At 75.5% G+C, this 18,171-nt stretch carries 18 protein-coding genes; 5 read left to right on the top strand and 13 right to left on the bottom strand.

Annotation, left to right across the window (positions count from 1 at the left end; translation table 11 throughout):
• The first annotated feature begins 35 nt into the window (after positions 1–35).
• The 3 genes from ACH4SE_RS22475 (at position 36) to ACH4SE_RS22485 (ending at position 2,404) form a co-directional block, all read left to right on the top strand.
• A complete protein-coding gene (locus ACH4SE_RS22475) occupies positions 36–770 on the top strand; it encodes an AzlC family ABC transporter permease (RefSeq protein ID WP_398545194.1) in 735 nt (244 codons plus the stop codon).
• Positions 767–1,090, top strand: a complete 324-nt coding sequence (locus ACH4SE_RS22480; protein WP_398545195.1) for an AzlD domain-containing protein — start codon at positions 767–769, stop codon at positions 1,088–1,090. Before ACH4SE_RS22475 ends, ACH4SE_RS22480 begins: the two co-directional genes overlap by 4 nt.
• Positions 1,091–1,306: 216 nt before the next feature.
• Complete coding sequence (locus tag ACH4SE_RS22485) at positions 1,307–2,404, top strand: phosphatidylinositol-specific phospholipase C domain-containing protein (RefSeq protein WP_398545196.1); 1,098 nt, start codon at positions 1,307–1,309, stop codon at positions 2,402–2,404.
• A gap of 29 nt (positions 2,405–2,433) precedes the next feature.
• Here ACH4SE_RS22485 and ACH4SE_RS22490 read toward each other — a convergent pair whose 3' ends face one another.
• The 6 genes from ACH4SE_RS22490 to ACH4SE_RS22515 form a co-directional block, all read right to left on the bottom strand.
• Positions 2,434–2,826 (bottom strand): nuclear transport factor 2 family protein, encoded by a 393-nt coding sequence (locus ACH4SE_RS22490; RefSeq protein ID WP_398545197.1) that lies wholly within the window; start codon positions 2,824–2,826, stop codon positions 2,434–2,436.
• 233 nt (positions 2,827–3,059) lie between these two features.
• Positions 3,060–3,983 (bottom strand): L,D-transpeptidase family protein, encoded by a 924-nt coding sequence (locus ACH4SE_RS22495; RefSeq protein WP_398545198.1) that lies wholly within the window; start codon positions 3,981–3,983, stop codon positions 3,060–3,062.
• A gap of 112 nt (positions 3,984–4,095) precedes the next feature.
• Positions 4,096–4,800, bottom strand: coding sequence for an alpha/beta hydrolase (locus ACH4SE_RS22500; protein WP_398545199.1), 705 nt, complete (start codon positions 4,798–4,800; stop codon positions 4,096–4,098).
• Between the two features lie 288 nt (positions 4,801–5,088).
• Entirely contained in the window at positions 5,089–5,835 is a 747-nt protein-coding gene (locus ACH4SE_RS22505) for a Mut7-C RNAse domain-containing protein (RefSeq protein WP_398545200.1), read from the bottom strand.
• 93 nt (positions 5,836–5,928) lie between these two features.
• Positions 5,929–6,357, bottom strand: a complete 429-nt coding sequence (gene tsaA, locus ACH4SE_RS22510) for a tRNA (N6-threonylcarbamoyladenosine(37)-N6)-methyltransferase TrmO (protein ID WP_398545201.1) — start codon at positions 6,355–6,357, stop codon at positions 5,929–5,931.
• Positions 6,358–6,426: 69 nt separating this feature from the next.
• Positions 6,427–7,257, bottom strand: a complete 831-nt coding sequence (locus tag ACH4SE_RS22515) for an exodeoxyribonuclease III (RefSeq protein WP_398545202.1) — start codon at positions 7,255–7,257, stop codon at positions 6,427–6,429.
• Positions 7,258–7,342: 85 nt separating this feature from the next.
• Between ACH4SE_RS22515 and ACH4SE_RS22520 the strand changes: the two genes are divergently transcribed.
• Complete coding sequence (locus ACH4SE_RS22520) at positions 7,343–7,852, top strand: GNAT family N-acetyltransferase (RefSeq protein WP_398545203.1); 510 nt, start codon at positions 7,343–7,345, stop codon at positions 7,850–7,852.
• A gap of 35 nt (positions 7,853–7,887) precedes the next feature.
• On the opposite strand, the gene ACH4SE_RS22525 is transcribed toward ACH4SE_RS22520, so the two are convergent.
• The 7 genes from ACH4SE_RS22525 to ACH4SE_RS22555 all read right to left on the bottom strand — a co-directional run bounded on the left by ACH4SE_RS22525 (position 7,888) and on the right by ACH4SE_RS22555 (position 15,936).
• Positions 7,888–8,130: a LapA family protein gene (locus ACH4SE_RS22525; RefSeq protein WP_398545204.1), complete on the bottom strand. Its 243-nt coding sequence runs from the start codon at positions 8,128–8,130 to the stop codon at positions 7,888–7,890.
• A gap of 182 nt (positions 8,131–8,312) precedes the next feature.
• Positions 8,313–9,548, bottom strand: a complete 1,236-nt coding sequence (locus tag ACH4SE_RS22530) for a M14 family zinc carboxypeptidase (protein ID WP_398545205.1) — start codon at positions 9,546–9,548, stop codon at positions 8,313–8,315.
• A gap of 486 nt (positions 9,549–10,034) precedes the next feature.
• On the bottom strand, positions 10,035–10,949 hold the full coding sequence (locus ACH4SE_RS22535; protein ID WP_398545206.1) for an LD-carboxypeptidase: 915 nt from the start codon (positions 10,947–10,949) through the stop codon (positions 10,035–10,037).
• A complete protein-coding gene (locus ACH4SE_RS22540) occupies positions 10,946–12,922 on the bottom strand; it encodes a prolyl oligopeptidase family serine peptidase (protein WP_398545207.1) in 1,977 nt (658 codons plus the stop codon). The genes ACH4SE_RS22535 and ACH4SE_RS22540 overlap by 4 nt, the downstream gene beginning before the upstream one ends.
• A complete protein-coding gene (locus tag ACH4SE_RS22545; RefSeq protein ID WP_398545208.1) occupies positions 12,919–14,313 on the bottom strand; it encodes a M20/M25/M40 family metallo-hydrolase in 1,395 nt (464 codons plus the stop codon). The genes ACH4SE_RS22540 and ACH4SE_RS22545 overlap by 4 nt, the downstream gene beginning before the upstream one ends.
• A gap of 52 nt (positions 14,314–14,365) precedes the next feature.
• Positions 14,366–15,202 (bottom strand): M55 family metallopeptidase, encoded by an 837-nt coding sequence (locus ACH4SE_RS22550; RefSeq protein ID WP_398545209.1) that lies wholly within the window; start codon positions 15,200–15,202, stop codon positions 14,366–14,368.
• 11 nt (positions 15,203–15,213) lie between these two features.
• Positions 15,214–15,936 carry a class I SAM-dependent methyltransferase gene (locus ACH4SE_RS22555; protein ID WP_398545210.1) on the bottom strand — a complete coding sequence of 241 codons (723 nt, stop codon included), beginning with the start codon at positions 15,934–15,936 and terminating at the stop codon, positions 15,214–15,216.
• A 579-nt stretch (positions 15,937–16,515) separates the two neighbouring features.
• Between ACH4SE_RS22555 and ACH4SE_RS22560 the strand changes: the two genes are divergently transcribed.
• The gene (locus tag ACH4SE_RS22560) at positions 16,516–18,114 is read left to right on the top strand and encodes an MFS transporter (protein ID WP_398545211.1); all 1,599 of its coding nucleotides are present in this window, start codon (positions 16,516–16,518) and stop codon (positions 18,112–18,114) included.
• The last annotated feature ends 57 nt before the right edge of the window (positions 18,115–18,171 follow it).

An 18,171-nucleotide genomic window follows, 5' to 3' on the forward strand; every position in this document is an offset into this window, starting at 1 on the left:
ACGAACACCACCTCTGGTGTTCAGTATATGCGGCGATGCGTTCGACACAACGAACAAGACGGCTCCCCTTCTCCCACCGCCTCCCGCGCCTCGTCCCGGACGCCCCGGACCTGGCCCGGGACATCGCCCTGGTCTGCGCCGCCGACGCCGTGGTCGGCGTCTCCTTCGGCGCGCTCTCCGCCGGCCTCGGACTGCCCGCCTGGCTCCCGGTGCTGCTGTCCGTGGTCGTCTTCGCGGGCGCGGCGCAATTCCTCTTCATCGGCCTCGTGGCGGCGGGCGGCAGCCCGATCGCCGCGGTGGCCGCCGGGCTCCTGGTGAACGCCCGCCACATCCCCTTCGGCTTCGCCGTGGGCGACGCCCTCGGGACGGGATGGCTGCGCCGGGTCGCCGGCAGCCACCTGATGGTCGACGAGACCGTGGCCTTCGCCCTCGCCCAGCGCGATCCGCTGCACCGGCGCACGGCCTACTGGCTGTGCGGCACCGGTCTGTTCGCGAGCTGGAACGCCGGCGTGCTGCTGGGCGTCCACGGCGGCCACGCACTGCACGACACCGGCGCCCTGGGCCTCGACGCGGCCTTCCCCGCGGTACTGGTCGCCCTGCTGCTCCCGTCGCTGCGGACGGCCGGGCCCCGCAGGGCCGCCCTCACCGGCGCGCTGGTCGCGCTCGCGGCCACGCCCTTCCTGCCGGCCGGACTGCCCGTCCTGCTCGCCCTCAGCGGTGTCGCCGCCGCGGAGTGGCGCCGCCCCGACACCGGGGAGGGCGCCCGGTGACCGGCACCGCCCAGTTGCTGGCGGCCACCGCCGTGCTCGGCGCGGGCACCTTCGCCTTCCGCTTCGCCGGCCCCGCGCTCCGCTCCCGCGTCACCCTGCCGCCCGCGCTGGAACGCCTGCTGGCGACAGCCGTGGTCGTGCTGCTCGCCGCGCTCGTCGCCACCTCCGCGCTCACCGACGGGCACGCCCTGGCGGGCCCGGCCAGGCCCGCGGGTGTCGCCGTCGGCGCGCTGTGCGCGTGGCGCAGGGCCCCCTTCCTCGTCGTCGTCCTCGCCGCCGCGGCCGCCACCGCCGTACTGCGCCTCCTCTCCGTCCCCTGACCCGTCGCCGGTGGCGCCGCACCGCCGTCCGGGGCCACCGCTGCGCCGGCCGCGGGCCCGCTCGGCCACCGCCCGGCGAACCACCGTGCCCCGCTGCAGAGTTGGCCGAACTCGGAGGCGACAGCAGGAATGCAGGTCGTGTTACGTGTCATGTCTCCGTCGCTTCATGCCCGGGCGTCACCGTCCTGACGGAGAGCCATCCCCACAGGAGGACACGTGACCGGTCCGCTCACCCGCCGCCTTCCGCTCCGCCACGCCACCGTGCGGGCGGCGCGCGCCGCACTGCTCGGCGCGCTCGCGGCATGCCTCGCCTTCACCGCCGCCGGCCCCGCCGCGTCGGCCGCCGGCACCGACACGCTGCCGCTGTCCGGCGCCACCACGTCGGGCCTGCACAACAGTTACGATCCCGCCTCCTTCAGCTATCTCGCCCAGGCGCTCGACACCGGCACCTCGATGATCGAGCTCGACGTCTGGGACGACTTCGTCACCCAGGAGTGGAAGGTCAGCCACTCCAACCCGCTCGGCAACAGCAACAACTGCGTCAACGCCTCCACCGCCTCACAGCTCTACTCCGGCGGCGCCAACAAGGACCTGGAGAGCTGCCTCGACGACATCCGCGTGTGGCTGGGCGCCCACCCCGGCCACGGCCCGCTGTTCGTCAAGCTGGAGATGAAGGCCGGTTTCCAGGGGACCTTCGGCATGGGCCCGGCCAAGCTCGACCAGTCGATCAGCGCCCACCTCGGCAGCCTGGTCTTCAAGCCCGCCGATCTGCTCGCCAAGCCGGGCGGCGGCCAGTACGCCACCCTCGACGAGGCCGCGACCGCCGGCAACTGGCCCACCCGCGCCCAGCTCGCGGGCAAGGTGGTGCTGGAGGTCATCCCCGGCACGGTCGAGGAGTCCAACCCGACCGACTCGCTGTGGACGGACAGCGAGTACGCCGGCTACCTCAGGGACCTGCACGCCCAGGGCAGGACCGCGCAGGCCAACGTCTTCCCCTCGGTCCACAACGCCCAGGCCGGCGACCCCCGCACCCGCTACTCCGACACCTCCCTGCGCCCGTGGTTCGTGGCCTTCGACGGTGACGCGGCCACCTATCTGAACGGCAGCATCGACACCTCCTGGTACGACACCCACCACTACCTGCTCTTCATGACCGACGCGCAGAACGTGGCGCCCGCGCTGGACGACGTGAACCCCGCGCCCGCCGACGCGCAGGCCAGGGTCGCCCAGCTGGCCGAGGCCCACGCCACGGTCGCCTCCAACGACTGGCGCGGCCTCACCCAGGTCCAGTCGACGGTGCTGCCGCGCGGCTGATCCCGGCCCACCGGCGGCCCCGCCGGGGGTCAGTCGTCGTCCAACCCGTTCCGGCATCCGGTCGGGCTGAGGTGCACAGCGGCCAGCCTCCACCGTGCGCCGTCCGCGACGATCATCTGCGTGACGCGGAAGTGGCCGTCCGCGTCACGCCCGTCGTAGATGCTCTGCTGGCCCTGCACGCCCACCGCGACCGCGGCCTGGCCGTGCCGGCGTATCGTCACGTCCTCCCAGGTGAAGGAGTCGTGTATGAGGGCGCCCGAGGCGTAACGGTCCATCCACTGCTTCTTGTCGAGCACGAAGCCCTGCGGGCCGACCGCCGTGAAGTCGTCGGTGAGCAGCTCGTCCAGCGCCGCGGTGTCCCCGCGGCGCTCCGCCTCGGCCCAGCGCCGCGCGAAGTCCGCCAGTTCCCGGTCGTCGTCCATGCCGTTGCCTCCCTTGCGCCCGGGGACGTCGGGCGTTCCGTCCTGCCCTCAAGACTCCCCCGGCGGCCCGGATGTGACATCGGCCCACGGCATGGTTTCCCGCTACTCCTCCGGTCAGCGCCGCCACCCGGACGGCGTACTCCCCCGGGAGTAACCCGGCGGCCGCCGTGCGACCGGGAACTGACGCCGCGTCGCTCCGTCGGCCCGCGACCTGCGGCGCAGCCCTCCGGCGGCTACGAGGACAGCGAGCCGCGGTCGCCCATCACGATGACCGGATGATCGGCCGGCTGCAGCGTGTGCAGCAGGTCGACCATGTGGGCGGCCGAGATGCTGACGCAGCCGTGCGTGGGGCCGCCGTGGTCGACGTGCACCCAGATCCCGCCGCCGCGGCTCGCCCCGAGCGGCTGGCTGCCGTCGAGCGGGGAGGTGCCGGGCACCCGGTTGTAGTCGATCGCGATGACGTAGTCGAAGGCCTCGTCGAGCGCTTCCCCGTCGAAGCCGACGCCCCCCGCGTGGAAGCGGCTGGAGTGGTGGTACGGGAGCTTCGCGCCCGGGTCGGGCTCGAAGCCGCCCGCGTCGCTGAGGGTGAAGACGCCGATCGGGCTGTGCAGGTCGTTGGAGTGGTGCGTGGCGGTCCAGCCGTGCAGCGCGTTGTGCGCGGGCCAGGCCTCACCGGGCAGCCAGCGGCCGTTGGCCGCCCTGGTCCACAGCGTGACGACGCTGTCGGAGGAGTCCCTGGCGGCCCCCGAGGCGACCAGTACCTGGCGGCTGGCGGCCGGGATCTCCGCACGGGTCCTCGGGCCGAGGCCGGTGATGGAGGGCAGCGAGCCGGCGGGCGACACGGCGGGCACCGCGGCGCCGGGCGGCGGCCCCTCGGCCCGCGCGGGAACCCCGGCGTGCACGGTGGTGCCGCGGTCCTTCGCGGTCGTGGCGGAGTGGTGGGCGGTGGCCAGGTAGCCCATGCCCGCGACGGCGAGCGCGACCACGACGGCGGCCACGGCCCCCGCGCGCCAGCCACGGCGGCGCGGCCGGCGGTGCCGGTTGCGGCCCTGGTCCCCGCGGTTCCCGCCCTCGCCACCCGGGTCGCCGGGGGCCTGCGGAGCGGGCCCCGGGGTGTGCCGCGGTTCGGCGTACGCGTCGGAGGGAGTGGCAGTCATCGGTACGATCCTCGCAAACACCCGGCTCCCACTCGTCACCCAGCCCCCACGGACGCCCGTTTTTCCCTGCGCGTCCACATTCGCACCCCGGGGCGGGCGAAGAGCGGCAGCGTCACGCCTCGTCGAGCAACTGTGCCGTCAGTTCACGCGGACGGCTGAGGGCGAGCAGATGCCCGCCGGGAATCACCTCGACGTCGATGCCGAGCCGGTCGCGCACCACCTCGCGCTGGAAGTCCAGCGGGAAGAACCGGTCGTCGCGGCCCTGGACGAAGCGGGTCGGCACGTCCGGCCACGCCTCGCGCGGCCACGGCTGCGCGAAGAGCGCGGACGGCGGCCCGGACGGCGGGGCCGCGAGCGCCTCCTCGGTCACCTCGGGCGGTACGTCGTGGAAGAAGTCGGTCCGCGGGTCGAAGACGGCGTCCGGGTCGCGCCCGGTCGCCCTGGCGTACGCGGCCCTGGCCGCGGGCTGCCCGGTGTTGGCCCACCACGCCCCCGCCGTCTCGCCCGGCCGCGGCACCATCGCGTTGACCAGGACGATACGGGCGACCAGGATCTGCCGGTCCACCACCAGCGGCGCGGAGAAGCCGCCGAGGGACTGCGCGACGAGCACGACCGGCGCTTCGGGCCGCGGCGCCGCCCCACGCACCGCGGCGGCGATCGCGTCCGCGAAGGCGTCGAGGTCGGCCCCGTCGTCGTCGGTGTCGGCGGGCAGGTCGACGGCGACCACGGCGTGACCCCGGTCGCGGAGTTCCCGCGCGACCAGGTGCCAGTACCAGGCCCTGCCGTCCGCACCGGGAACGAGCACATATGTCGCCATGGCGCCACGGTACCGCCACCGGCGGGGCTGACCCGACGTCAGGTGCGGCCGCGGCCCGGCCTGCGGGCGGTGCCCGTGACGGGGCCCGCGGGGACGCCCTCGCCGGGCGCCGCGGCCCCGGAGCGGGCGGCCACCGCGCCGGGACGGCGCTCCCTGACCGGGCGGCGGGCTCGCCGGGCCGTTCCCTCGGACGGGTGACGTCCCCGTACGGGTCGTCCCCGGCGACGGTGGAGTTGCCCCGCACCGACTTCGCCGGACCGCACGGGGCGGGGCGTGCCGGCCGGACGCTCAGCCCGCACGGCGCCCGCGACGGTCGGCGTGCTCGCGCAGCGCCCGGTCGACGACGGCCGCGAGTTCGGCGTGGTGGGCGCCGCGCCAGTAGACCCGGCCGCAGGCGGTGCACTCGGCGAAGACGTCGTAGGTCCTGCGGGTGCCGTCGGCGAGGCGGTCGCGCACGGAGTCCTTGTCGGCGTCGCGCAGCTCACCGTTGCAGGCCACGCAGCGCGTCCAGGGGGCGAGGGCCGGTTCGAAGCGGTCCAGCACATCCTGCAGCTGCTCCTCGGGACGGTCGCTGTAGACGTAGCCGCCCGCCCACAGCTCGCGGCGGCGCAGCAGGCCGCGGTCGCGGGAGAGCAGCACGCGGCGCTCGCGGGCGGAGAGCGCGGCGAGGGCCGGGTCGCCGATGTCCTCGCTCTCGTAGGCCGCGTCCACGCCCAGCAGGCGCAGCCGGCGGGCGAGTGTGCCGAGGTGGACGTCGAGCAGGAAGCGCAGCGGCGCGCCGGGCACCTGCTGCGGCCGGGCGACCGGGCGCACCTCGATCACCTCGCCCGCCGCCGGCACGTGGCGTGCGGGCACGTCGCGGCCGTCGACGACGAGCCCGCCGACCTCGGTCAGCGGGATGCCGAGCGATTCGACGACGTGCCCGAGCGAGGACGAGCCGTCCGTGGTCAGCGCCAGCACCGCGGCGCGGCGGTCGGCGGACAGGAAGAGGCGCAGGCCGGCAGGGATCCTGACGGTCACTTGTGGTCGGTTCACGGCGCCAGGATGCCACCGCGGCCGCGCACCGCTCCCGGCCTTTTCCGCACCCCTGCGGCGGCTTCGGGCCGGGAGCGCCCCCGAGTGCCGCCGTCAGCGGTCGGCGATGTCTCCGAGCAGCGGCTTGATGTCGACGACAGGGGTGCCGTCCAGCGCTTCGAGGCCGCTCACCCGCAGCCGCGGCCCCGTGGTGTGCGGCTCGATCGCGGTGACCCGCACGCGGTGCAGGCCCACGGGGTTGGGCCGGTCCGGGGAACGCGTGGTGAAGACGCCCTGGGGCGCGCGGGCCGCGTCGCCGCGCGGGTGCACCAGGAGCCGGGCGCGGTCGGCCCGGTCCAGCCAGGTCAGCACGAGGACCTCGGTGCCGGGCAGCAGGCCGCTCAGCCCCTCGGCCACCTCCGGCCGCAGCGCCAGCCAGGCGTCGGGCGCGCCCTCGTCGCCCTGGCGCGGCGCGTCCTCCCGCGCGAGGAGCGGGGATTCCACCCGCCCGATCGGTTCGACGGCGTACATCGCATCGCTCATGCCCCCGAGCGTATGCCGGACGGGGCCCGCCGTATGACGCGGCGTCACCGCCGGGGGGGCGGGACGGTGTCAGACGGTGTACGTGACGGTGACCGGCGCGTGGTCGGACCAGCGTTCGGCGTAGGTCGCGGCGCGCTCCACGACGGCGGTGGTGGCCGCCGCGGCGAGCTTGGGGGTGGCGAGGTGGTAGTCGATGCGCCAGCCGGTGTCCCGGTCGAAGGCCTGGCCGCGGTAGGACCACCAGCTGTACGGGCCGTCCGCACCGGGGTGCAGCTCCCGGACGACGTCCGTCCAGCCGCCTCCGGCGCCGAGCAGGTCGGCGACCCAGGCGCGCTCCTCGGGAAGGAAGCCGGAGTTCTTGCGGTTGCCGCGCCAGTTGCGCAGGTCGGCCTCGGCGGGGGCGATGTTCCAGTCGCCGACGACCAGCGCGTGGCCGCCTGCCGCCGCGGCACGGTCGCGCAGCGCGTCGAGGTGGCGGCGGAACTCGGCCATGAAGCGGTACTTCGCGTCCTGCCGTTCGGTCTCGGCCTCGCCCGTCGGCAGGTAGAGGCTGCCGACCGTGATGCCGGGGCCCGAGCCGCCGGCCGTGCCGTCGCCCGGCAGGTCGACCTCCAGGTAGCGGCCGGAGGCGTCGAACTCGGCCGAGCCGAAGCCGACGCGCACGGCGGCCGGGGCCACCCGGGAGAAGACCGAGACGCCCGCGCGGCCCCTGGTCGCCGAAGGCGCGTGGTAGGCGTGCCAGCCGTCGGGGTCGCGCAGCTCGTCGGGGAGCTGGTCGGGCTCCGCCCGCACTTCCTGGAGGCACACGACATCGGCCGCCGTCCGCTCCAGCCAGGGCAGGAAGCCCTTGCGCGCGGCGGCCCTCAGCCCGTTGACGTTCACGGTGGTCACGATGGTCACCGCAGGGACGATACCCGCAGCCGCCGGCCGCCGGAAAGCGCGGGTCGTACACCTGTGCGACGAATTGTCGGAGCGACCCCTTACGATGGCGGACGTGGAGATCAGGAAGACGCGATACGACGAGCCGGCCGCCGTCCGGCTCGACGAGCTGGTGCAGCAGGAGTACGCCGAGCGCTACGGCGAGGGCGATCTGACGCCGATGGCCGCCGACCACTTCGACCCGCCGGACGGGCTCTACCTGGTGGCGTACGACGCCGAGGGCGAGCCGGTGGCCAGCGGCGGCTGGCGCGCGCAGGACGCCTCACCGGAAGGGCACGAGGACGGGGACGCGGAGATCAAGCGCATGTTCGTGGTGAAGGAGGCGCGCGGGCGCGGGCTCGCACGGGCGATCCTCGCCGAGCTGGAGGCGAGCGCCGCGGCGGCCGGGCGTACGCGCATGGTGCTGGAGACGGGCTCGCGGCAGCCCGAGGCGATAGCCCTCTACACGTCCTGCGGCTACGTGCCGGTGAAGAAGTTCGGCTACTACCGCCACGAGGAGCTGAGCATCTGCATGGGCAAGCCGCTACGGGTGCCGCAGGCCGTGCCCGGCGCCTGACGGGCGAGGCGGCCGCCGGATCCGGCGGCGGGAGGTCAGCGGCGGCGCGAGCCGCGCAGGACGCGCCCGCACAGCCAGCCGATGACGTACGGGATGAGCAGCGCCAGCCACAGCGGCATCGTGACCTCGGGGACGAGCAGCCGGATCCGCACGTCCTGGGTGTTCTCGAAGATGAAGACCAGCGCGAGGACGCCCAGCACGAGCACGGCGACCCTGCCCGGCGTCAGCCGGTCGCGCAGGCCCCCGCGGGGTTCCTGGCCGGACTTGCCGGGTGCCATACGCCCACCTGCCTCACGCCGGGTCCGCCGCGGTGCGGCCGTGTTCCCTGCCGTCCATGGTCCCCGGAGGGCGCGGCCGGCGCAGCCGGTGCGGCCGCGGGGTGCTCCGAACGGGTGCCGGTGAGGGCGCGGGGGCGAGCGGCCCGGCGGCCGCGCGGGGGGCGGCGGCGCGGCCGCGGCGGTCAGGCGGACAACTCCTCGTAGACCGCGAGCACGCTGCGCGCCTGCTGCTCCACCTGGTCGGCCACCGGCACCCACCGGGGGCGGTAGGCGCGCTCGTACTCCTCGCACCAGGTGTCGACGAGCCGGGCCACCTGCGGGACGTCGGCGACCCTCCGCAGCATCGCGGCGGCCCGCAGCGGGATGCGCTGGGCGAAGACCTCGATGCTGGTCACGCGCGCGGTCGTCATGTCCGGCAGCGGGGCCGCGTCCGGCGGGCGCACCGCCGGGTCCCACTCCGCGGTGAGCGCGGGCCCGAGGCCGACCAGCTCGCGCACGGTGCGCAGCAGTGCGCAGTCCGCCTCCTGGAGAGCCCGTCCGGGGAGCACCGCGGCCAGCACCCGGGCCACGGCGGGCAGGTCGCGGCGCAGCGCGGCGCCCGCCCTCCGCAGGGCGAGGTCAGCGTCGGGATGGGGGGTGGTGTCGGCGCTGCGGTCGCACGCCCACATCGGCACCTCGATGACCGCCGTCACCCCGTGGTAGCGCTGCGCGTGCACCCATGTGGAGTGCGCGCCGTCGCCGATCCCCGGGTCGCCGCACGGCGGCATCACGTAGACGCCCGGCCCGGGGCTCGGCCACTGGAAGGCGTCGGACGACCCGTTCTCCAGTGGGATGTCCAGCTCCGCCGCGGACTTGCCGATCCGCTCCGGCACCCCCGGCACCTCGCTGGTGAGCTGCACGAAGCTGCCGCCGACGTCGATGCTGTGCAGCGAGCACTGGAGCACCGGACGGAGCGCGTCGAGGACGTCGACCAGCGCCCGCGTCTCCGGCAGCGCCGGCCCCGGGCCGCTTCCGCCCGCCGGCAGCCACTCGGGCTGCTCCGCCGTGCAGGGCCGGAAGAAGTGCTCGTAGTGGCCGCGCAGGGTGTACGGGCCGGAGAGCCAGGGCTCGTTGAGGGCGGCGCCGTCCGGGTCGATGCACAGCAGGAAGTGCCAGCTGCTGCCGTCGTCGTCGCCCGCCGCGCGGCGCCGGGCGATCGTGCGGGCGAGCCGCAGGGCCGTCGCGCCGCCGACCGCGGCCTCGTTCGCGTGCGGGCCCGCGACGACCAGCACGTTGCGCTCGCCGTGGCCGACCGAGAGCATCAGCAGCGGGCGGCCCGCCCGGGAGGTGCCGACGACCCCCAGCCGGCAGTGCTCCGGGTGGCTCAGCGCGATCGCGCGCGCACCCGCAGTGACTTCCTCGGTCGTCGGATAGCGCATCCCCGTCATCCCCGTCACCGCAATCCCCCAGGGCCCCGGGGCGGAGCGCGCGGCCCGGGACCGGCTTACGACATCGAGCGCGATCCCGTTAGTACGACACGGCGGTGCGGGGGTGTCAACGGTGCTACGCCGCTTCCCGCCGGGGCGGGCGCGGCGCGGAGACGGGCGGCGCATCCGGCGTCACAGCTGCCGCAGGCGCCCCGTGCGCGTCGCGTCCGGCGGGGCCGGGGCCCGGGAGGGCCGGACCGGATACAGCGTTGCGCGTGCGCGCGGGCGGACCACGGGCGGGGGCCACCCGGGCACGGCGGGGTGGGTGCGCTTACAGCATCTGGGCGAGGTGCCGTGCCCACGCCGGGCGGGCTCCACGGACGGGCGGGCGCTTCCCGCGCTTCCGGTCGCACGCGGGGTGCCCGCGCCCCTCCCGCGGCCGCCCGCCACCTGGCGCGCGCACCGCCGCCCCGGGCCCCGACCGGGCGCGGGGCGCGGCTAGCCCAGGGGCGGGGGGAACGTCAGGGTGGCCGTGGCCGTGTCGAGGGTGGCGGGGGTGTTGAGGGGGAGGGTGAGGGCGGGGAGGCAGTGGCCGAAGGGGAGGGAGCCGAGGACGGGGACGGACAGCGGGGCGAGGCGGTCGAGGAAGAGGGCGCGCAGGTCCTCGGAGGGGCCGCAGTCCTCCCAGGAGCCGAGGACGACCGCCGCGACGCCGTCGAGCCAGCCGCTGCGCAGGAGCTGGGTCAGGAAGCGGTCGAGCCGGTACGGCTCCTCCCCGGTGTCCTCCAGGAAGAGGATGCCGCCGGCGGCGGAGGGGCGGCCCGTGGGGGTGCGGAGGTCGGAGGCGAGCAGGCTCAGGCAGCCGCCCATCGTGACGCCCCGGGCGCGGCCGGGCACCAGCGCGCGGGCGGACGGGGCGTGCAGCACCTGGACCTCCTCGGGGGTGAAGAGGGTGCGGCGCAGGTGCTCGCGTCCCTCGGCGTCGGCGAGGAAGCCGGGGGTGCCGGGCATGGGGCCGTGCAGGGTGGCCACGTCGAGGCGGGTGGCGAAGGCCTCGTGCAGCACCGTGACGTCGCTGTAGCCGACGAAGACCTTCGGCTCGGCCGCCGCCATCGCGTCCCAGTCGACGAGGTCGGCCATGCGCTGGGTGCCGTAGCCGCCGCGGGCGCAGATCACGGCGGCCAGGCCGGGGTCGCACCACGCGTCCCGCAGGTCGTCGGCGCGGGCCTGGTCGGTGCCCGCGAGGTAGCCGGCGGGGTGGGTGTCCAGGACGTGCGGGGCGAGGACGGGTTCCAGGCCCCACGCGCGCAGCTCGGCCAGCCCCGCCGCGAGCAGGTCCGCCGGTACGGGCCCCGCGGGGGCGACGATCCCGACCCGGTCCCCCGGCACCAGCCGGCGGGGCCGCACGGTCACGGGGTGAGGTCCAGCACCGGCACGCCCGGCGGGCGGAAGCCGAAGACCTGGCCGTAGAGGGACAGTTCGGCCTCCAGGCAGGTCACGAGCGTGTCCAGGCGGCGGAAGCCGTGGCTCTCGCCGGGGAAGGCGAGGTAGGCGTGCGGCAGGCCGCGCCCGGCGAGGGCCGCGAGGAAGCGCTCGCACTGCACGGGCGGGCAGATCGGGTCGTCGAGCCCCTGCATGAGCAGGAAGGGCACGGTGACCTGGTCGCTGCGGTGCACGGGCGAGCGGTCGTGGTAGCGCTCGGGCACCTCCAGATGCGGCCCGATGAGGGATTCGAGGTACCAGGACTCGAAGTCGTGGGTCTCGCCGCCCGCCGGTGACCAGCCGGCGAGGTCGAGGATCGGGTAGCTGATCGCGCCGCAGGCGAACGTGGACACGGTGGTGAGCGCGGCCGCGGTGGTCCAGCCGCCGGCGCTGCCGCCGCGGATCGCCAGCCGCGCGGGGTCGGCGGCGCTCTCGGCGACGAGGCCCTCGGCGACGGCGACGCAGTCCTCGACGTCCACGACGCCCCACTGCTCGCGCAGCCGGTTGCGGTAGGCGCGGCCGTAGCCGGTGGAGCCGCCGTAGTTCACCTCGGCGACACCGATGCCGCGCGAGGTGAAGTAGGCGATCTCCAGGTCGTGGACCATCGGGGTGCGGCTGGTCGGCCCTCCGTGCACCCAGATCGCGTACGGGGCCGGGCCGTCGGCGGTGTGGCCGGGGTGGTGCGGCGGGTAGACGTGGGCGTGCACGTCGCGGCCGCCGGGACCGGCGAAGACGCGGGCCTCGGGCGCGGGCAGGTAGGCGGGGTCGACGACGTCGTGGTGCGGGTTGCCGATGACGCGGACACGGTCCTCCGCGGCGTCGAACCGCACGATCTCGGGGCCGCTGCGGTCCGAGGCCGCCACGCCCGCGACCTGCCCGCCGCTGACGGCGAGGACCGGGCTCCATTCCGTCCAGCCGCCGGGCGGGTCGCCGATCCGCCCGCTCGCCGGGTCGAGGAGGCCGAGGCGCTGCGCCCCCACCCCGTGCAGCACCGCGACCGGCCCGTGCGGGAGGGGCGCGAACCACCGCAGCCCGATCCGCCACAGCGGCCCCGCGAACTCCTCCTCCCGCGGGCACAGGTTGACCGCCTCCCCGGTGACCGGGTCGACGCGGTGCAGGTTCCACCAGCCGGTGCGGTCGGTCGCGGCGAGCAGCGTGCCGTCCGCGGCCCATTCGACCTGGGCGACGGATTCCTCGGGCCCGCCGATGAGGGTGCGGGCGGGGCCGAGCGTGCCGTCGCCGCGCAGGTCGGCGACGAGCAGTTCGGTGCCGTCCCAGGGCATGCGGGGGTGGTCCCAGCCGATCCAGGCGGCCGTGCCGCCGTCCGGCGACAGCCGCAGGCCGGTGACGAAACGGTGCCCGGCGGGGCCCATCTCGCGTACGGCGGCGCGGTCCTCGGCGGCGGAGCCGTCCAGCGGCACCGCGGCGTGCAGCCGGCGCAGGTCCGCGGGGCGTTCGCCGGTGAACTCCTCCAGCACCGCCCAGACCTCGCCGCGCCCGGGGTGCACGACGGGCTCGGCCCAGCGCAGCCCGCCGCCGACCGCGGAGACCGGGCTGAGCGGGTACGGCTGCTCGCCGGGGCGGTCCGGGTGGAAGGCGTAGAGGCGCTGGTCGGCCTGGTGGGTGAAGACGACGAGCGGTTCGCCGCCGACGACCGCGCCGCCCCACGGGGTGCCGCCGTACTCCATGACGCGGTTGCGGACGTTCCAGGGCGCGGGCAGCGGGCATTCCTCGGTGCCGTCCGGGCGCCGCCGGACGAGTGCGCGGCGGCCGCCCTCGGCCGGGCGCGGGGCGGTCCACCACAGTTCGGCGCCGACGACCCCGAGGTCGTCGGGCCGGCCGTCGTGGGAGGCGGCGGTGGCCGCGTCGATCGGGGAGTCCCACTCCCCGTAGGTGCCGCTCATACGGTCCCCTCCTCGGCCGTACCGGTACCGCGCAGGAACCGGTCGAGCACGCGCACCCCGAAGTGCAGCGCGTCGACGGGCACGCGCTCGTCCACCCCGTGGAAGAGCGCCTGGTAGTCGAAGCCGGGCGGCAGCCGCAGCGGCGAGAACCCGTATCCGGTGATGCCCAGCCGGGAGAACTGCTTGGCGTCGGTGCCGCCGGTCATGCAGAACGGCACGACGTGCGCCTCGGGGTCGAAGTGCAGCAGCGCCTCGCGCATCGCGGCGAACGTCGGCGCGTCGACGGGGGCGGACAGCGGCACCTCGTGGTGCTGGTAGGCCCACTCCACGTCCGGCCCGGTCAGCTCGTCCAGGGTGGCCCTGAACTCCTCCTCGCCGCCGGGGACCACGCGGCCGTCGATGTGGGCGGTGGCGCTGCCGGGGATCACGTTGACCTTGTAGCCGGCCTCCAGCATCGTCGGGTTGGTGCTGTTGCGGACGGTGGCCCGGACGAGGTAGGCGGCCTCGCCGAGCCGGTCGAGCAGCGCGTCCGGGTCGGCGAGGTCGGAGGGGCCGACGGTGATGCCGTACAGCGCCGCCACCTCCGTGAGCGCGGCCTCGACGGTGGGGGTGAGCCGGACGGGCCAGCGGTGCTCGCCGATACGGGCGACGGCGGCGGCCAGCCGGGAGACGGCGTTGGCGTGGTTGATCTTGGAGCCGTGGCCGGCGGTGCCGCGCGCGGTGAGCTCGACCCACGAGGTGCCGCGCTCCCCGGCCGCGACGGGGTAGATCCGCAGCGGCCGGCCGTCGGGGCCGTCGCCCGCGTGGAAGGTGTAGCCGCCGGACTCGCTGACGCCCTCGGTACAGCCCTCGAAGAGCCCGGGGTGCTCGGTGGCGAGGTAGCCGGCGCCGTAGTAGGCGCTGTCCTCCTCGTCGGCGGTGAAGGCGAGCACGAGGTCGCGTGCGGGGCGGTGCCCGGTCCTGGCCCACGAGCGGACGACGGCGAGCGTCATCGCGACGGCGTTCTTCATGTCGAGGGCGCCGCGGCCCCAGACCACGCCGTCGCGGACCTCGCCGGAGAAGGGGTGCACGGTCCAGTCGGCGGGCTCGGCGGGCACGACGTCGAGGTGGCCGTGCAGCAGCAGCGCGCCCGCGCCCGGATCGGTCCCGGCGACGCGGGCGACGACGTTGCTGCGGCCGGGCGCGCGCTCCATGATGCGCGGCTCGATCCCGGCGCCGGCGAGCTGCTCCGCGACGTACTCGGCGGCGGGGCGCTCGTTGCCGTCGCCGCCGCCGCGGTTGGTGGTGTCCAGCCGGATCAGGTCGCTGGTGAAGCGCTCGACCTCGGTGAGCGCGGTGTCGTCCACGCCGTCCGGGCCCTTCCGGACCGGCCCCGGTGCCTGCTCAGCCATGCCGCTTGTGCTCCGCTCCTGTCGTCGGTACGCCACGGGTGTCCCGCGGCGGCTAGCCGTACTGCTCCTCCACCGCCTGCGACACCAGCGTCGTGACCGCCTTGAAGGCCCGCAGCGCGGCGTACATCGTCGGCAGCGTGTAGGCGACGCGCCGCTCGCCGGTGCGCTCGACGCCGGGCACCGCCGTCGCGGCCCCGACCAGGTGCCACGCGTCGAACTCCAGCTCCACCGTGAACGGACCGGCCTGCACGGGCTCGTGCCGCACGGCGAGGGCCGCGGCCTGCGCGGCGGCGGCGCGGATGTCCGCGGCGGTCCTGGCGGGCGGGCGGCAGACGGCGGCGTAGCGCGAGACGTAGTCCTTGACGGCGACCGTGCGGGCCTGCGGGGCGTAGGAGCGGGCGTCGAGGCCCGTGCGGTCGTCGCCGGTCACCAGGACGACGGGGACGCCGTACTCGGCGACGACGAGCGCGTTGAGCCGGCCCTCGCTCGCGGGCTCGCCGTTGACCCACACACCGGTGATCGAGTTGGCGAGGTAGGTGTGGGCGAGGACGCCCTCGGTGCCGGCGCCCGTGTGGTAGCCCACGAAGGCGATGCCGTCGACGTCGCCGTGCTGGACGCCCTCGACCATGGACAGCTCCTTGTGCCGTCCGGTGAGCATCTCGGCGCGCCCGTCCAGCTGCTCCAGCAGCAGGTTGCGCATCGTCCAGTGGGCCTCGTTGACGAGTACCTTGTCGATGCCGGCGTCGAGGAAGCCGGCGACGGCGGCGTTCACGTCCGAGGTGAACATGTGGCGGCAGCGCTGCCACTGCTCGGTGCCGGGGAGCACGTCGGCCGGCCAGGTGACGCCGGTGGCGCCCTCCATGTCGGCCGAGACGAGGATCTTCCGCATGCGAGGTCACATTACGCGGACATCCCCGCCACCAGCCACAGTGACGGCAGCTCGATCCGTGCGCCGCCGGGGCGGAACTCCGCGGTCACCAGCGGCTCCTCGCCGGCGGCGAGCACCGTGAGGCCCGCGGCGGCGAAGTAGCCGGGCATCGCGGCGTCCTCGGCCCCGGCGGGCGCGACGCCGTGCCGCAGGACGGCGCCGAGCCCGGGCGGCGGACCGGCGGGGCCCTGCGCGATGCCGAGCAGCACCCCCCTGGCGGCCCCGGCCGGCTCCACGGCGAAGACCCGGCCGCGGCTTCCGCAGAGGATCGCGATGCCGTCGACCAGCCGCGCGCGGTCGGCCGGCTCGCTGTGGTGGAGGACGTCGCGCAGGTAGACGTTGGCGTCGCCCAGCTCGTCGTGCAGGGCGCGCACCGCGTCGGTGTCGACACCGTCGAGCTGCTGGTAGGCGGCCAGCCCGTGCGGGTCGTCGCGGGTGGCGCGGGCGACGGCCGCGTGCGCGAGGTCCACGCCGACGACCCGCTCGTAGCGGCCCGCCAGGAAGCGGGTCAGCGTGCCGTTGCCGCAGCCGAGGTCGACCAGCGGCAGGCCGGGGTCGAAGTGGGCGGTGAGGCGCGCCAGGTGCCCGCCCGCGGTCAGTTCCGGTTCGGCGTCCCAGAAGACGCCGCCGCGCCCGTCCGGGGCGGCCTCCCAGAAGCTCTCCCACCTCCTGGCGTATCTGCCGGAGACGTTCACGCGACCCCTCACTCCCCTCGCCGTGACCTGCGAGCGCCCCGGTGGCGGGCGCGGCCCGGCCCACCCCGCTGTCCTGCCCGCGCCCCCCGCCGGGCCGCCGGGAGCGGCGGGCGGGGCGCCGTCGCGGAGGTGGGAGCGCAGACGCTTCCCCGCCCCGGTGCGACACCCGGCCGGCGCAATCCACGATGACCACCGCGGGCGGGATCCGGCCGGGGAGATCCGGGCCTGCGTGGTCCGCCGGGCGACTTCCACCGGCAGCCGCGAGGCGGCTCCCCGGCAGGTGGGGCCACCCGCGTGCGCAATATCTGCGATGCCGGCACCACGGTACGACCGGTACGGTGGAGCGCGGGCCGTAACCACCGAATCCGCCGTACGCCCGCGCGCGGGCAACCGCGCGCGGCGTGCTAGCGTCCGAAGCCTGTGTCGAACCCCGATCCGGGCCTGCTGAGCGTCGGGGTCGGACCCGCCGGAAGCCGCCCGGCCGGCAACGCAACGTCCCCTACCGGAAGAGGCCTTGTGACGACCTGGCAGCCTGCACAGGTTTCCGCTCCACGGAAACCCAGGGAACTGCTGCGCCGCGTGAACGTGCGCCACCCGGTCGTCGTGGCCACCGCGGTGGCCGCCGTACTGCACCTGCTCTGGGCCTTCTACCTGGCCAAGGACTCCGGCGACATGGCCGCGCAGTACGCGTGGACCGACTTCATACGGGCCCACCCGTCGGCGTCGTACAACTTCTCCTGGTACGGCGGTATGCACCCCGCCTCGTACAGCATCCTCTCGCCGTACATCATGGCGGCGCTCGGGGTGCGGACGACCGCGGTGATCGCCGGCACGCTGTCCGCCACGGCCGGCGCGGCGCTCCTGGTCCGCATCGGCGTCCGCCGTCCGATGGTGCCGGCGCTGTGGACGACGTTCGCCCTGTGGTGCGACGTCGTCTCCGGCCGGGTCACCTTCGCGCTCGGCATGCTCTTCGCGACGGTCGCCACACTGGTCCTCTTCCCGGCCGCGCAGAACCTGCGGGGCCGCTCCCCGCAGCTGGCCACCGCGGCGGCGATGACGGCGCTGGCCACCATGTGCAGCCCGGTGGCCGGCCTGTTCGTCCTGGTGCTGGCCGCCTCGCTGTTCCTCACCGGGCGGCGGGTCGACGCCTACGTGCTGACGGCCGTGCCGCCGCTGGTCGTGGGGGCGACCTCGCTGCTCTTCCCCTTCTACGGGGTGCAGCCCTTCGCCTGGTACTTCGCGATCATCCCGTTCGCCATCGCCGTCGTCACCGCACTCGTGGTGCCGCGCAGGTGGCGGGAGATCCACGCCGGCTCCTGGGTCTACGCGGGCGGGGTCGCGCTCACCTGGATCGTCCCCTCCCCCATCGGCAGCAACGTCGAGCGCCTGGCGCTGCTCTTCGGCGGCACGGTGATGCTCCTCGTGGCGCGCGACAGCACGTGGACCGGCTACCGGCTGGTGGCCGTGTGGCTGGCCTTCGCCGGGGTCGCGGCGTGGCAGATCACCAAGCCGATCGTGGACCAGGTCAACACCACCGCCGTCACCTCCACCGTGCGGCACGCCCCGCCGCTCATCGCCGAGCTGCAGAAGGTGCAGGCCGACCGGGGGCGCGTCGAGGTCGTCCCGCTGCGCTCCCACTGGGAGGCCTCGGGCCTGTCCCCGTACGTCAACCTGGCCCGCGGCTGGAACCGGCAGGCCGACGTCGAGCGCAACCCGCTCTTCTACGACGGCACGCTCAACCCCGACACGTACAAGGCGTGGCTGGAGCACTGGAGCGTCTACTACGTCGTGCTGCCCGCCGACGAGCCGGACGGCGCGGCCGTCGCCGAGGCGAAGATCGTCCGCTCCGCCCCGGAGTGGCTCCACCCGGTGTGGAGCGACGCGAACTGGCAGGTCTTCAAGGTCGCCGGCGAGGTCGAGCCGCTCGCCGACCCGCCGGCCACCGTCGAGGAGGCCGGACCGGCCGAGCTGACCGTCTCCATGCCGAACGCCGGCAGCGTGCTGCTGCGGATCCCGTGGTCGCCGGTGCTCGGGATCGAGGGGGCCAAGGACAACCGCCACGGGTGCCTCGCCGCGGACGGCGAGTGGACGCGGCTCTACGTTCCGGCGGCGGGCACGTACCGCATCGGCGGCTCCTACACCGACATCCGGGGCACCCAGTGCCCCAAGCCCGACTGACCTCCCCCTTCAGGGTGCCCGGCGCCCCCGCCGGGCACTGCCCTCCCCGGGGAGGGC

This window comes from Streptomyces sp. NPDC020983 (assembly GCF_044333485.1).
Taxonomy (GTDB): Bacteria; Actinomycetota; Actinomycetes; order Streptomycetales; family Streptomycetaceae; genus Actinacidiphila.